12 protein-coding genes are annotated in these 13,156 nt (G+C 69.8%); 7 read left to right on the top strand and 5 right to left on the bottom strand.

The genetic code is table 11. From position 1 onward, the window contains the following. The first annotated feature begins 13 nt into the window (after positions 1–13). Positions 14–235 (top strand): hypothetical protein, encoded by a 222-nt coding sequence (locus tag ACGFX9_RS02205; protein ID WP_393463400.1) that lies wholly within the window; start codon positions 14–16, stop codon positions 233–235. Positions 236–298: 63 nt separating this feature from the next. Here ACGFX9_RS02205 and ACGFX9_RS02200 read toward each other — a convergent pair whose 3' ends face one another. The 3 genes from ACGFX9_RS02200 to ACGFX9_RS02190 all read right to left on the bottom strand — a co-directional run bounded on the left by ACGFX9_RS02200 (position 299) and on the right by ACGFX9_RS02190 (position 2,837). Beyond that, complete coding sequence (locus ACGFX9_RS02200; protein WP_393463398.1) at positions 299–1,351, bottom strand: S1C family serine protease; 1,053 nt, start codon at positions 1,349–1,351, stop codon at positions 299–301. Positions 1,352–1,464: 113 nt separating this feature from the next. Continuing rightward, a complete protein-coding gene (locus ACGFX9_RS02195; protein ID WP_393465545.1) occupies positions 1,465–2,172 on the bottom strand; it encodes a class I SAM-dependent methyltransferase in 708 nt (235 codons plus the stop codon). A 38-nt stretch (positions 2,173–2,210) separates the two neighbouring features. Then, complete coding sequence (locus ACGFX9_RS02190; RefSeq protein ID WP_393463396.1) at positions 2,211–2,837, bottom strand: DUF3043 domain-containing protein; 627 nt, start codon at positions 2,835–2,837, stop codon at positions 2,211–2,213. A 267-nt stretch (positions 2,838–3,104) separates the two neighbouring features. On the opposite strand from ACGFX9_RS02190, the gene ACGFX9_RS02185 reads away from it, so the two are divergent. The 5 genes from ACGFX9_RS02185 (at position 3,105) to ACGFX9_RS02165 (ending at position 9,578) form a co-directional block, all read left to right on the top strand. After that, positions 3,105–3,896: a PspA/IM30 family protein gene (locus ACGFX9_RS02185; RefSeq protein WP_393463394.1), complete on the top strand. Its 792-nt coding sequence runs from the start codon at positions 3,105–3,107 to the stop codon at positions 3,894–3,896. 28 nt (positions 3,897–3,924) lie between these two features. Continuing rightward, complete coding sequence (locus ACGFX9_RS02180; protein WP_393463392.1) at positions 3,925–4,203, top strand: hypothetical protein; 279 nt, start codon at positions 3,925–3,927, stop codon at positions 4,201–4,203. Positions 4,204–4,364: 161 nt separating this feature from the next. Further along, complete coding sequence (locus ACGFX9_RS02175; RefSeq protein ID WP_393463389.1) at positions 4,365–5,609, top strand: sensor histidine kinase; 1,245 nt, start codon at positions 4,365–4,367, stop codon at positions 5,607–5,609. Then, entirely contained in the window at positions 5,606–6,286 is a 681-nt protein-coding gene (locus ACGFX9_RS02170; protein WP_393463387.1) for a response regulator, read from the top strand. The genes ACGFX9_RS02175 and ACGFX9_RS02170 overlap by 4 nt, the downstream gene beginning before the upstream one ends. A 151-nt stretch (positions 6,287–6,437) precedes the next feature. Continuing rightward, complete coding sequence (locus ACGFX9_RS02165; protein WP_393463385.1) at positions 6,438–9,578, top strand: efflux RND transporter permease subunit; 3,141 nt, start codon at positions 6,438–6,440, stop codon at positions 9,576–9,578. A gap of 70 nt (positions 9,579–9,648) precedes the next feature. On the opposite strand, the gene nadA is transcribed toward ACGFX9_RS02165, so the two are convergent. Next, positions 9,649–10,845 (bottom strand): quinolinate synthase NadA, encoded by a 1,197-nt coding sequence (gene nadA, locus ACGFX9_RS02160; RefSeq protein ID WP_393463384.1) that lies wholly within the window; start codon positions 10,843–10,845, stop codon positions 9,649–9,651. Between the two features lie 241 nt (positions 10,846–11,086). Here nadA and ACGFX9_RS02155 point away from each other — a divergent pair, with 241 nt between their 5' ends. Beyond that, positions 11,087–11,443: an iron-sulfur cluster assembly accessory protein gene (locus tag ACGFX9_RS02155; protein ID WP_249590357.1), complete on the top strand. Its 357-nt coding sequence runs from the start codon at positions 11,087–11,089 to the stop codon at positions 11,441–11,443. 71 nt (positions 11,444–11,514) lie between these two features. Here ACGFX9_RS02155 and ACGFX9_RS02150 read toward each other — a convergent pair whose 3' ends face one another. Next, positions 11,515–13,044 carry a hypothetical protein gene (locus ACGFX9_RS02150; protein WP_393463382.1) on the bottom strand — a complete coding sequence of 510 codons (1,530 nt, stop codon included), beginning with the start codon at positions 13,042–13,044 and terminating at the stop codon, positions 11,515–11,517. Positions 13,045–13,156: the final 112 nt, after the last annotated feature.

Below are 13,156 nucleotides of genomic sequence, written 5' to 3'. Positions count from 1 at the left end.
TCGGGAGGCTGGCATGGCGGCATGGACGTGGCGGTTCGAGAAGGCGGACGGGACGGAGGTCCAGCCCGCGCTGACGCCCGAGGAGTTCACGACTCAGGGGGACGCGGAGTCGTGGGTCGGCGAGTTCTGGAAAGAGCTCGCCGAGGGCGGCGCCGACCAGGTGTCGCTCTTCGAGGACGCGAACAAGATCTATGGGCCGATGAGCCTGCACGCGCAGGACACGGCGCAGGGGTGAGCGACGCCTGAACGCGAGGGGGGTGGCCGCACACGCGGCCACCCCCCTCGCGTTCGCCCGCGCCTAGATCTCGCCGAGCGTGACGTCGACGGTCTTCTCGGAGCCGCCCCGTACGTACGTCACCTTCGTCTTGTCGCCCGGCTTCTCCCCGGCGAGGACCTCGGAGAGCGAGGTGATGGTGGTGATCTCGGAGCCGCCAAGGCCGGTGATGATGTCGCCGTCCTCAAGGCCGGCCTTGGCCGCGCCGCCGCCCTTCTGCGCGTCGACGACGGCGACGCCCGCGGGCTTGTAGTCGTCGCCGAGGACCGTGCGTCCGGTGATGCCGAGCGCCGCCCGGCCCGAGTCGGTGACCCGGCCGTCCTTGATGATCTGGTCGGCGACGGTCTTCACCATCGCGGACGGGATCGCGAACCCGATGCCGGGCGCCGCGCTGTCGCCCATCTGCGGATCGGTCGCGGCCAGCGTCGGGATACCGATGACCTCGCTGTCGAGGGTGACCAGGGCGCCCCCGCTGTTGCCCGGGTTGATCGCGGCGGACGTCTGCACCATGTTCGCGATGGTGGCGCCGGGGGCGCCCTCCGTGCGGGGCTCGCTGACGGTCCGTCCGGTGGCGGAGATGATGCCCTGCGTGACGCTGGACGACAGGCCGAGCGGTGAGCCCATGGCGAGCACGATCTGCCCGACCTCGGCCTTGGTGGAGTCGGCGAACTTCGCGGCCTTGAGCCCGTCCGGCACCTTGTCGAGCTTGATGACGGCGAGGTCCTGCTCGGGGTAGGCGGCGACGAGCTTCGCGCCGAGTGCCTGCTCGCCGGTGGCCGTCGTCACCTTGAAGGTCTTCTCCTTGCCCACGACATGGGCGTTGGTGACGATGTGGCCCTTGCCGTCGTAGACGACGCCGGAGCCCAGGCTGTTGGAGGCGTCGATCTGCACGACCGACGGCAGGACGTCCTTGATCACCTTCTGGTAGTCGCCCTGGAGGTCGCCCTGCGCCATGGGCGCGGCCTGAGTGGTGGATTCACCGGAATTCCCTGAACCGGAGCCTGAGCAGCCCGCGACGAGGAGTACGGCGGCGAGGGAGGCGGTCACGGTGACGGCACGGGTACGCGAGACATTCATGCCCCGAGTGTCCCGTTCACCCCGGTATGCCACCCTGAAATACAGGGCCGATCAGGGGTGCGGAGGCGGGGTACTCCAGAGGCGGCGTACTCCGCGCTACCCCTCGCTACCCCTCAGTCCCGTACGCCGCAGACATGCAGCAACGCCGCGACCCGGCGATAGGGATCCGTACGCCCGGCCCGCTCCTCGGCGGCGAGCAGCGCCGCCAACTCCGCGTCCTGGGGAGCAGCCGCGTCTTCCGGCACGGTGTCGGTGAAGACCCGCACCCCGTACCAGGCGTGCAACGGCGCCGCGATCCCCGCCAGGGACGCCTTCACCGCGTCGAGCCGATCCGCGCGAGCCTCCTGGCCGAGCCGGTCGCGGTACAGGGTGGAGTCGAAGGCGGCCAGCGCCCCCGGCCAGTCCCCGCCGAGCCCCGGCCCCATCGCCAGCGACTCCGCGTTGCGGACGACCAGCGAGAGGAGCCCCCCGTGCGCCAGCATCCTGGCGAGCCCCGCGAGCAGGGCGTCCGGCTCCTCCACGTGCATCAGCACGCCATGGCAGAGGACGACATCGAAGCTGCCGGGCAGGAAGTGGACTCCCGTGTCCCGGCCGTCGCCCTCGATGATGCGCACCCGCCCCCGGATCCCCTCGGGCTCCGCGGCGAGCGCGGCGCGGGCCGCGGCCACCAGCGAAGGGTGTTGCTCGACGCCGGTCACCTTGTGCCCGGCACGGGCGAGCCGCAGCGCCTGCGCGCCCCGCTCCATGCCGACATCCAGCACCCGCAGCCGCTGCCCCACAGGGAAGCGCGCGGCTATCTGCTCGTCGAGCTGCCGGGCCACAAGCTCCTGACGCACCACGTCGCGCAGGCGCGGACGGCTCAGGGCCGCTCTCCGCGCTTGACCTGCGGCTTGGGCAGCCGCAGCCGGCGCATCTGGAGCGTACGCATCAGGGCGTAGGCGACGGCGCCCTTCTTGCTCTCGCTCGGGAAGCGCTCGTTCAGGCGCTTCTTCAGGCGGATCGCGGTCGCCACGGAGTCCACGATGATCAAAACGATCACGAAGAGCCAGAGCAGCAGCGCGATGTTCTGCAGCTGCGGGATGCGGACCATGCTCAGTACGAGGATGATCACCGCGAGCGGCAGGAAGAACTCGGCGATGCAGAACCGCGAGTCCACGAAGTCACGCGCGAACTTGCGCACGGGACCCTTGTCGCGGGCGGGCAGATAACGCTCGTCACCGCTGGCGAGAGCCTGGCGCTGCTTGTCCATCTGGACGCGGCGTTCACTGCGCTGCCGCTTCGCAGCCTCCTTGCGCGTCACAGGCGTGTTGGCCACGCTGCGGCGCTGGGTCTGGGCCTCACTGCGCTTGGGCGTGGGGCGGCCCTTCGGGGCCTGCGGGTCACGGGGCTGCTGGGAGTCGGTCACCGGGGCCTTGCTCGCCGGGGCCTTCTCGTCCTTGGATCGGCTACGGAACACAAAACCCAAGGGTACGGGGTGCTGGTGCATGGACCTCCGCCGGATGGGGAACGATCCGGCAACACCGGGCGTCTTGATTATGTGCCTAAGAGGACGTTCCGTGCGGTTTGAAGGTGGTTTCCGGGCCGTTCCCGGGGGTGCACCTACTCCCTACGCCGGAGCGGAGCCGGACGCAGTCGTCCTTGGGGATGAGCGCATCCGCTCGCGAACAGTGCGGTAATGGATGCAGGGCCCGTACTGTGGGTTCTGTTGCAGGACCTGGAGCTGAAGTCCGTCAGAAGGGGGCGCGCGAAGCCCATGAGCGGTGTCATGAAGCGTATGGGGATGATCTTCCGCGCGAAGGCGAACAAGGCCCTTGACCGGGCCGAGGACCCGCGCGAAACCCTCGATTACTCGTACCAGAAACAGCTTGAGCTGCTGCAGAAGGTGCGCCGCGGTGTCGCCGACGTGGCGACCTCGCGCAAGCGCCTGGAGTTGCAGCTGAGCCAGCTGCAGAAGCAGTCCTCCACCCTTGAGGACCAGGGCCGCAAGGCCCTCGCCCTCGGCCGTGAGGACCTGGCCCGCGAGGCGCTCTCGCGCCGTGCGGCCCTGCAGCAGCAGGTGACCGACCTGGAGACGCAGCACCAGACGCTCCAGGGCGAGGAGGAGAAGCTCACCCTCGCGGCGCAGCGCCTCCAGGCCAAGGTCGACGCCTTCCGTACGAAGAAGGAGACCATCAAGGCCACGTACACCGCCGCGCAGGCGCAGACCCGGATCGGCGAGGCCTTCTCCGGCATCTCCGAGGAGATGGGCGACGTCGGCATGGCGATCCAGCGCGCCGAGGACAAGACCGCGCAGCTCCAGGCGCGGGCCGGCGCGATCGACGAGCTCCTTGCCTCCGGCGCCCTCGACGACTCCTCCGGGCTCGCGAAGGACGACATCCAGACCGAGCTGGATCGCCTCTCCGGTGGTACTGATGTAGAGCTGGAACTGCAGCGGATGAAGGCGGAACTGGCCGGGGGCTCGACGTCGAAGCAGGCCATCGAGCCGGGTCAGGGGCAGCCCCAGGCTCAGCAGCCGCAGGACACCCCGCGCTTCGACAAGCAGTAGTACATCGCTCACGTCCGAGGAGGGCGACATGATCGTACGGATCATGGGGGAGGGGCAGGTGAGGCTGGCCGACGGCCACTTCACCGAACTGAACAAGCTGGACGACGAGTTGCTCTCCGAGATGGAGAGCGGCGACGAGTCCGGCTTCCGCCGGACGCTGGCCGCGCTCCTGGACAAGGTCCGCGAGCTGGGCGAACCCCTCCCGGACGACGCCCTTGAGCCCTCGGAACTGATCCTCCCGGGGCCGGACGCGACCCTGGACGAGGTCCGCCAGATGCTGAGCGACGACGGCTTGATCCCGGGCTAGACGCGGGGCGATCGGGTGGGTGGGCGGGAAAGATTCCGGCGCGAAGCGCCGGTACAGGCCACCCGCGAAGACGGAGCGAGGCAAGGACCCGCGACAGCCCCGCAGGGGCGAGCGAAGAGACCCGGCCCCAGCAGCCCGCAGGGCCCCGTACCGTTTAGCGCGTGACCACTCTCGTGCGAGGCCGCTGCTGGGCCAAGGCGCACCCCCTCGCTGTGGACGCCGCCCTGGCGGCGGCCGTCCTCGTATGCATGGTCATCGGCTCCTTCGTCGAGCCGTACGGCCAGAACGGCGGCCCCACCTGGGGCACCCACACGCCGGGCACGCTCAGCCTCGTCCTGATGCTGCTCAGCTCCACCGCGCTGGTCTTCCGCCGCCGCGCCCCCTGGATCGTGCTCGCGGCGACCTGCGCCTTCACCGTCGTCGACCTGGTCACCGGCGAGTTCCGCGGAAGCGTCGTCATGAGCGCGGTCATCGCGCTCTACACCGTCGCCGCCACCACCAACCGCCCCACCACCTGGCGCGTCGGCGTGGTCACCATCACCAGCCTCACCGGCGTCGCGATGCTCACGGGCCCGCTGCCCTGGTACGCCCAGGAGAACCTCGGCATCTTCGCCTGGACCGGCATGGCCGCGGCGGCGGGCGACGCCGTCCGCAGCCGCCGGGCCTTCGTGGACGCCATCCGTGAGCGGGCCGAGCGCGCCGAGCGGACCCGCGAGGAGGAGGCCAGGCGCCGCGTCGCCGAGGAGCGGCTGCGCATCGCCCGCGATCTGCACGACGTGGTCGCCCACCACATCGCCCTCGTCAACGTCCAGGCGGGGGTCGCCGCCCACGTCATGGACAAGCGGCCCGACCAGGCCAAGGAAGCCCTCTCCCATGTGCGTGACGCCAGCCGCTCGGCGCTCAACGAACTCCGTGCCACCGTCGGCCTGTTGCGGCAGAGCGGCGACCCCGAGGCGCCCACCGAGCCGGCCCCGGGCCTGGCAAGGCTCGACGAACTCGTCGACACCTTCCGGCATGCCGGGCTCCCGGTGGAGGTGGCCGTCGGCGACACCGTGGAGAACCTGCCCGCCGGGGTCGACCTGGCCGCCTACCGCATCATCCAGGAAGCCCTCACGAACGTGCGGAAGCACGCGGGGGGCGGCGCCAAGGCCGAGGTCAGCGTCATCCGCGTAGGACCGAACGTCGAGGTCACGATCCTGGACGACGGCCTCGGCGACAAGAGCGCGAAGCCCCCGGAGAGCGCGGACGGCGGCGGGCACGGTCTCCTCGGCATGCGCGAGCGCGTCAGCGCCGTCAACGGCCGCTGTACCGCGGGACCCCGCTACGGAGGCGGCTTCCGCGTCCATGCGATCCTGCCCGTCACGGCCAAGCCGGTCACCCCGGCAGAGGGAGGAACCACCGCGTGACGATCCGGGTGCTGCTCGCCGACGACCAGGCACTGCTGCGCAGCGCGTTCAAGGTGCTCGTGGACTCCGAGCCCGACATGGAGGTCGTCGCCGAGGCGTCGGACGGCGCGGAGGCCGTCGAGCTCGCCAAATCAAGCGCCGCCGACGTCGTCCTGATGGACATCCGCATGCCCGGCACGGACGGTCTGGCCGCCACCCGTCTGATCAGCGCCGACCCCGCCCTGGCCCACGTACGCGTGGTGATGCTGACGACCTTCGAGGTCGACGAGTACGTGGTGCAGTCGCTGCGCGCCGGTGCCTCCGGCTTCCTCGGCAAGGGCGCGGAGCCCGACGAACTGCTCGGCGCGATCCGGATCGCGGCGGCCGGTGACGCACTGCTCTCCCCGGTGGCCACCAAGGGTCTGATCGCCAAGTTCCTCGCGCAGGGAGACGGTTCGGACGACGACGGCGCGGTGCGCGGCGAACGGCTCGACGCGCTCACGGGGCGCGAGCGCGAGGTCCTCGTCCAGGTCGCGGGCGGGCACTCCAACGACGAGATCGCCGAGCGTCTCGAGGTCAGCCCGCTCACCGTGAAGACCCATGTGAACCGCGCGATGGCAAAGCTGGGCGCCCGTGACCGGGCGCAACTCGTCGTCATTGCCTACGAATCGGGCCTGGTACGTCCAAGGGTGGAGTGATTGCGGGCGCGATCTACTGCGCCCGCAGTATGCGCCGCATAAGAACGGGTCCTCGGAGTGACGTTTCCCGCTCTGGACATGGCAGATCGTGTAGGGGGCACCGGCCTGCCGGTGCCCGTTCCTGCGCAGTACGCCACAGAGAGAGACCACCATGTCCTGGCTGTCCCGGTTCAGCCTCGCCCAACGGGCCCTGATCGGGCTGATATCCATCATCGCGCTGGTTTTCGGCGCGATCGCGATCCCTCAGCTCAAGCAGCAGCTGCTGCCCTCCATCGAACTGCCGATGGTGTCCGTCCTGGCCCCCTATCAGGGCGCGTCCCCCGATGTGGTGGAGAAGCAGGTCGTCGAGCCCCTCGAGTCCTCGATCGACGCGGTCGAGGGCATCACCGGCATCACCTCCACGGCGAGCGAGGGCAACGCCGTGATCATGGCCCAGTTCGACTACGGCAGCGGCTCCAAGCAGCTCGTCGCCGATGTCCAGCAGGCCGTGAACCGCGCCGGGGCCCAGCTCCCCGACGACGTCGACCCGCAGGTCATCGCGGGCTCCACGGACGACATCCCCACCGTGGTCCTCTCCGTCACCTCCGACAAGGACCAGCAGGCACTCTCCGACCGGCTCGACCGCACCGTCGTCCCCGCCCTGGAGGACATCGACGGCGTCGGCCAGGTCAGCGTCGACGGCGTACGCGATCTCCAGGTCGACGTCACCCCCGACACCAAGAAGCTGGCGAAGGCGGGCCTGACCCGGGCCGCGCTCGGCCAGGCGCTCCAGGCCGGCGGCGCCACGCTCCCCGCGGGCTCCTTCGACGAGGACGGCAAGAACCGCACCGTCCAGGTCGGCGGCGGCTACACCTCCCTGAAGCAGATCCAGGACCTGATGGTCACCCCCGAGGCCAAGCCGGGGGAGCGTCCGGGCAAGCCGGTGCGCCTCGGTGACCTCGCCACGGTGAAGCAGCAGCCCTCGGACGCCACGTCCATCACGCGCACCAACGGCAAGCCCAGCCTCGCCGTCGCGATCACGATGGACCAGGACGGCAGCGCCGTCGCCATCTCCGACGCGGTCAAGGACAAGCTGCCCGACCTGCGCAAGGACCTCGGCGCGGGCTCCGACCTGACGGTCGCGAGCGACCAGGGTCCGGCCGTCTCCAAGTCCATCGACGGCCTCACCACCGAGGGCGCGCTCGGCCTGGTCTTCGCGGTCCTGGTCATCCTGGTCTTCCTCGCGTCGATCCGCTCGACGCTGGTCACCGCGGTCTCCATCCCGCTCTCGGTCGTGCTCGCCCTGATCGTGCTCTGGACGCGGGACCTCTCCCTCAACATGCTCACGCTCGGCGCGCTGACCATCGCGATCGGCCGCGTCGTCGACGACTCGATCGTGGTCCTGGAGAACATCAAGCGCCACCTCGGCTACGGCGAGGAGCGCGAGGCCGCGATCATCACGGCGGTCAAGGAGGTCGCGGGCGCCGTGACGTCCTCGACCCTGACGACCGTCGCCGTCTTCCTCCCCATCGGTCTGACCGGCGGCATGGTGGGCGAGCTCTTCGGCTCCTTCTCGCTGACGGTCACGGCGGCGCTCCTGGCCTCCCTGCTCGTCTCGCTGACGGTCGTGCCGGTCCTCTCGTACTGGTTCCTGCGTCCCCCCAAGGACGTGCGCGGCGCCGACCCCGAGGAGGCCCGCCGCAAGGCCGAGGAGAAGGAGGCCAAGAGCAGGCTGCAGCGCTTCTACGTCCCCGTCCTGCGCTTCGCGACCCGTCGCCGCTTCACCAGCCTCGCCCTCGCGATCGTGATCCTCGTGGGTACGTTCGGCATGGCGCCGCTCCTGAAGACCAACTTCTTCGACCAGGGCGAGCAGGAAGTCCTGACCATCAAGCAGGAGTTGAAGCCGGGCACCAGCCTGGCGGCGTCCGACGCATCGGCGAAGAAGATCGAGACGATGCTGGACGGCCTCGACGAGATCAAGGACTACCAGGTCACGGTCGGCTCCTCCGGTTTCATGGCGGCCTTCGGCGGCTCCACGGACACCAACCAGGCCTCGTACACCCTGACGCTCAAGGACAAGGCGGCGTACGACACGACGCAGGACAAGGTCGAGGAGGAGCTCGGCAAGCTCTCGGGCATCGGCCAGACGTCCATCGCGGCCGGTGACGGCTTCGGCAGCCAGGACCTGAGCGTGGTCGTCAAGGCCGCCGACGGTGACGTGCTGCGCAAGGCGTCCGACGAGGTGCGGGACGAGGTCGCGAAGATCGACGACGTCACGGACGTCCAGAGCGACCTGTCGCAGAGCGTTCCGCGGATCTCGGTCAAGGCCAACTCCAAGGCCGCGGCGGCCGGGTTCAACGACACCACCCTCGGCCAGGCCGTCGCCCAGGCGGTCCGCGGCACCGAGAGCGGCAAGGCGATCCTGGACGACACCGAGCGCGACGTCGTGGTGAAGTCGGCGCAGCCGGCGAAGACGCTGGCCGAGCTGCGGAAGCTGAACCTCGGCGCCGTGAAGCTGGGAGAGATCGCCGACGTCGAACTGGTCGACGGGCCGGTCTCCATGACCCGCATCGACGGCGCCCGCGCCGCGACGATCACCGCGAAGCCGACCGGCGAGAACACGGGCGCGGTCAGCGCCGACCTCACCAAGAAGCTCGACGCGCTGAACCTGCCGGACGGCGCCACGGCGTCCATCGGCGGTGTCTCCGAGGACCAGGACGAGGCGTTCGCCTCGCTGGGCCTCGCGATGCTGGCGGCGATCGCGATCGTCTTCATGCTGCTCGTGGCGACGTTCCGCTCGCTCGTCCAGCCGCTGATCCTGCTGGTCTCGATCCCGTTCGCGGCCACGGGCGCGATCGGCCTTCTGATCGCCACCGACACCCCCATGGGCGTCCCGGCGATGATCGGCATGCTGATGCTCATCGGCATCGTGGTGACGAACGCGATCGTCCTGATCGACCTGATCAACCAGTACCGCAGGCAGGGTTACGGCGTCGTCGAGGCGGTCGTCGAAGGTGGCCGCCACCGGCTGCGCCCGATCCTGATGACGGCCCTGGCGACGATCTTCGCCCTGCTCCCGATGGCCATGGGCGTCACGGGCGAGGGCGGCTTCATCGCCCAGCCGCTCGCGGTGGTCGTCATCGGCGGCCTGATCACGTCGACGCTCCTCACCCTCCTGCTCGTCCCGACGCTGTACGCGATGGTGGAGCTCCGCAAGGAGAAGAGGCGTACGAAGCGCGAGGCGAAGCGGGCCCGGAAGGCGGGGGTCCCTGCGGAGACGTCCTCCGATGACCAGGAGCCCGCCCAGGTCTAGCCGTTCCCGTAGAACGCCGTAAGGGGCGCCCGCAGTAGCGGACGCCCCTTACGTGACTCTCTACGGAGGCCTACGGCAATGCCAGCATCCGCTCAAGCGCCAGCTTTGCGAACTGCTCGGTCTCCCGGTCGACCTCGATCTGGTTGACCAGCTTGCCATCGGCGAGGGACTCCAGGGCCCAGACCAGGTGCGGCAGGTCGATGCGGTTCATGGTCGAGCAGAAGCAGACCGTCTTGTCGAGGAAGACGATCTCCTTGTCCTCGGCGGCGAAACGGTTCGCCAGGCGGCGTACGAGATTCAGCTCGGTCCCGATCGCCCACTTGGAACCGGCCGGAGCCGCCTCCAGGGTCTGGATGATGTGCTCGGTGGAGCCCACGTGGTCGGCCGCGGCCACGACCTCGTGCTTGCACTCCGGGTGCACCAGGACGTTGACGCCCGGAATCCGCGCGCGCACGTCCGCCACGGACTCCAGCGAGAAGCGCCCGTGCACCGAGCAGTGCCCGCGCCACAGGATCATCTTCGCGTCGCGCAGCTGCTCCGGCGTCAGGCCGCCGTTGGGCTTGTGCGGGTTGTAGAGGACGCAGTCCTCCAGCGTGAGGCCCATGTCGCGGACCGCGGTGTTGCGGCCCAGGTGCTGGTCGGGCAGGAAGAGGATCTTCTCGCCCTGCTCGAAGGCCCACTCAAGGGCGCGCTTGGCGTTGGACGAGGTGCAGATCGTCCCGCCGTGCTTGCCGGTGAAGGCCTTGATGTCGGCCGAGGAGTTCATGTACGAGACGGGCACGACCTGCTCGGCTATCCCGGCCTCGGCCAGCACGTCCCAGCACTCCGCGACCTGCTCGGCGGTGGCCATGTCGGCCATCGAGCAGCCGGCGGCCAGGTCGGGCAGGACGACCTTCTGGTCGTCGCTCGTCAGGATGTCGGCGGACTCGGCCATGAAGTGCACACCGCAGAAGACGATGTACTCGGCCTCCGGCCTGGCGGCCGCGTCCTTGGCCAGCTTGAAGGAGTCGCCGGTCACATCCGCGAACTGGATGACCTCGTCGCGCTGGTAGTGGTGGCCGAGAACGAAGACCTTGTCCCCGAGCTTCTCCTTGGCGGCGCGTGCGCGCTCCACCAGGTCAGGGTCGGAGGGGGACGGCAGATCGCCGGGGCACTCCACGCCGCGCTCGCTCTTGGGGTCGGCTTCGCGGCCGAGCAGCAGGAGAGCGAGGGGCGTGGGCTGGACATCGAGGTCCACGGGGGACTGGGCGGTGGTCACGACACGCACCCTTTCTTCTCTGCAGACGACTTTTCGTCTAATTGACGTTATCTATCATAGCTCCTTCATGTCAGTTTGACGATGGCCATAGTGTCGATGTGACGCGTTCGCCTCCGACGGGCCCGTGCCCCACGGGTCGGCATGTGCGAGCATGAAGGGAAAGACAGAACACCTGGCCCGGAATGAATCCGCGGCCTTGCCGGTTGCAATCGTCGGCAAGCAGTCTCCGTACAACCCGGGAGAGAAGCAGATGTCCGTATCGGACGAGACCACCACCGTGAGCGACGGCATCCTCCTGTCCGACGCCGCCGCGGGCAAGGTCAAGGGCCTTCTTGAGCAGGAGGGCCGGGACGACCTGGCGCTGCGCGTCGCCGTTCAGCCCGGCGGCTGCTCCGGCCTTCGCTACCAGCTGTTCTTCGACGAGCGCTCGCTGGACGGCGACGTCGTCAAGGACTTCGACGGCGTGAAGGTCGTCACCGACCGGATGAGCGCTCCGTACCTGGGCGGCGCCTCCATCGACTTCGTCGACACCATCGAGAAGCAGGGCTTCACGATCGACAACCCGAACGCCACGGGCTCCTGCGCCTGCGGCGACTCGTTCAGCTAAATCCGAGTACGCGAAAGGCGGCCCCCGGAGTTCTTCGGGGGCCGCCTTCGTGTGTACGCGCCGTGCCGGGGCTACTTCCGCGGCACCGTCTTGCCGCCCTCCGCGTCCACGACCTTCCGGTCGCCGAGCGGCTGGTCCAGGGTCACGGTCTCCGTGAACTCCTTGGCGATCGCGACGCAGACCTCGCCCTTCTTGTGCGTCTCGGTCACCTTCACGCGCACGCTGTCCTTGCTCTCGTCGGCCGACGCCGCGTAGTCGCTGCACACGCCGCCCCAGAAGCTCACCGTCAGCGACTTACCGTCCGCGCTGTAGGACTTGACGTGGATGGCGGGGTCCGAGCTCGTGCCCGGCTTCTCGGTGGGCCCAGGTGTGGCGGACGAGGAGCTCGGCGAGGTCAGGAACTTGGGCTCCACCGCCGGGTGCGTCACCGTGAAGCTCTCCTGCGCGCCCTGCGGCTTCACGTCGAACAGCCAGGAGGGCACGAGAGTCTGGCGCCCGTCCACGAAGTGCACGGCGAGCCCGAACGTGGCGCCCTTCACCGTGATCGGCTGCGGCTTCGGAGGCGCGGAGGAGGGCTCGCACGGCGCCTGCGTGGTGTCGTCGGCCGCGCCGTCCGCCGAGTCGCCCTTGGTGCCGTCCGCCGAGGCGCCTTCAGGGACCGGTGTGGCGCAGCCGCCGATGCCGACGCGGCCGTTGCCGCCGCCCGACTTGTTGAGCTGGTCCAGGGTCTCCTGAGCGCTGATCACCGGGTACGTGGCGCCCTTCTCCGGAGGCTTCAACTGGCCGCTGCCGCCGACCACTTCGCCGTCGGAGCCGACCTGGACGCCGGTCGACCAGCCGTACGTCGGGAGGCCGCCCACCTTCGGGTCGGCGTTCACCACCCGTACGGCGCCCATGAGCTGGCCCGCGTCCAGCTTCGCGTCGTCCTGGCCGACCGCCTTCAGGACCGGCGCAGCCGCCTTCTTCGCCGCGCTCTCGCCGACCGCGTCGCCCTCGCCGTTCGGGGCGGTGGACGACTCCGAACAGGGCTTGCCCTTCTGGCAGTTGTCGCTGCCACCGGTGGTGTACCGCGAGAACGTCCAGGTGCCCGGCGCCTGCTTGCTCACCTGGAGCGTGGGTCCGGAACCGTCCTTGGCGGGGCCGATCTTCCAGGCGCCGTCCTGCGTGGTGGGCCTGCCCTTGACGCCGAGGGCCTTGGCCAGTTCGGTGACCTTGTCCTCGGTGACGGTGCCCCGTGCGTGGTAGACGGCCGCCGATTCCGGGCCGCCGGGCAGCTTGCCCTCGGCGCGGTAGGTCGCGCCGCTCGGGTCGGGCTCTCCGGGGGCGATCCCTTCGGTGCCGCCGGTGTCCCCGGTGCCTCCGGTGCCGCCCTCCTGCCGGTCGCCGTCCGTGTATCCGTCGAGGGCGAGGGGCGGAGGCGGGCCGCCGTCCCCGGCGGGGGAACTCCCGTTGGCGCTGCCGCCGTCCGATGACGCCGTCGCGGCGAAGTAGGCGCCGCCGCCACCGACGAGCAGCACCGTGGCCGCCACCGACGCGACGGCAAGGCGGGAACGCCGCCGGTGCTGCTCGGCCGCGTCATGAACGGATCGCTCGGTGCTCACCGCATCGCTCCTTCGACTGCACTGCTGTCCCTGGAGACCCGTGGGTGGGCCTCGTTCGTATCCCGCGTCCCTTTGACGGGGGACAGCGGTGGGACGCAGCGGGGGAGCGCGC

The organism is Streptomyces sp. NPDC048436, from assembly GCF_043200355.1.
Classification (GTDB): Bacteria; Actinomycetota; Actinomycetes; order Streptomycetales; family Streptomycetaceae; genus Streptomyces.
This window is presented reverse-complemented; position numbering and strand designations above follow the sequence as displayed.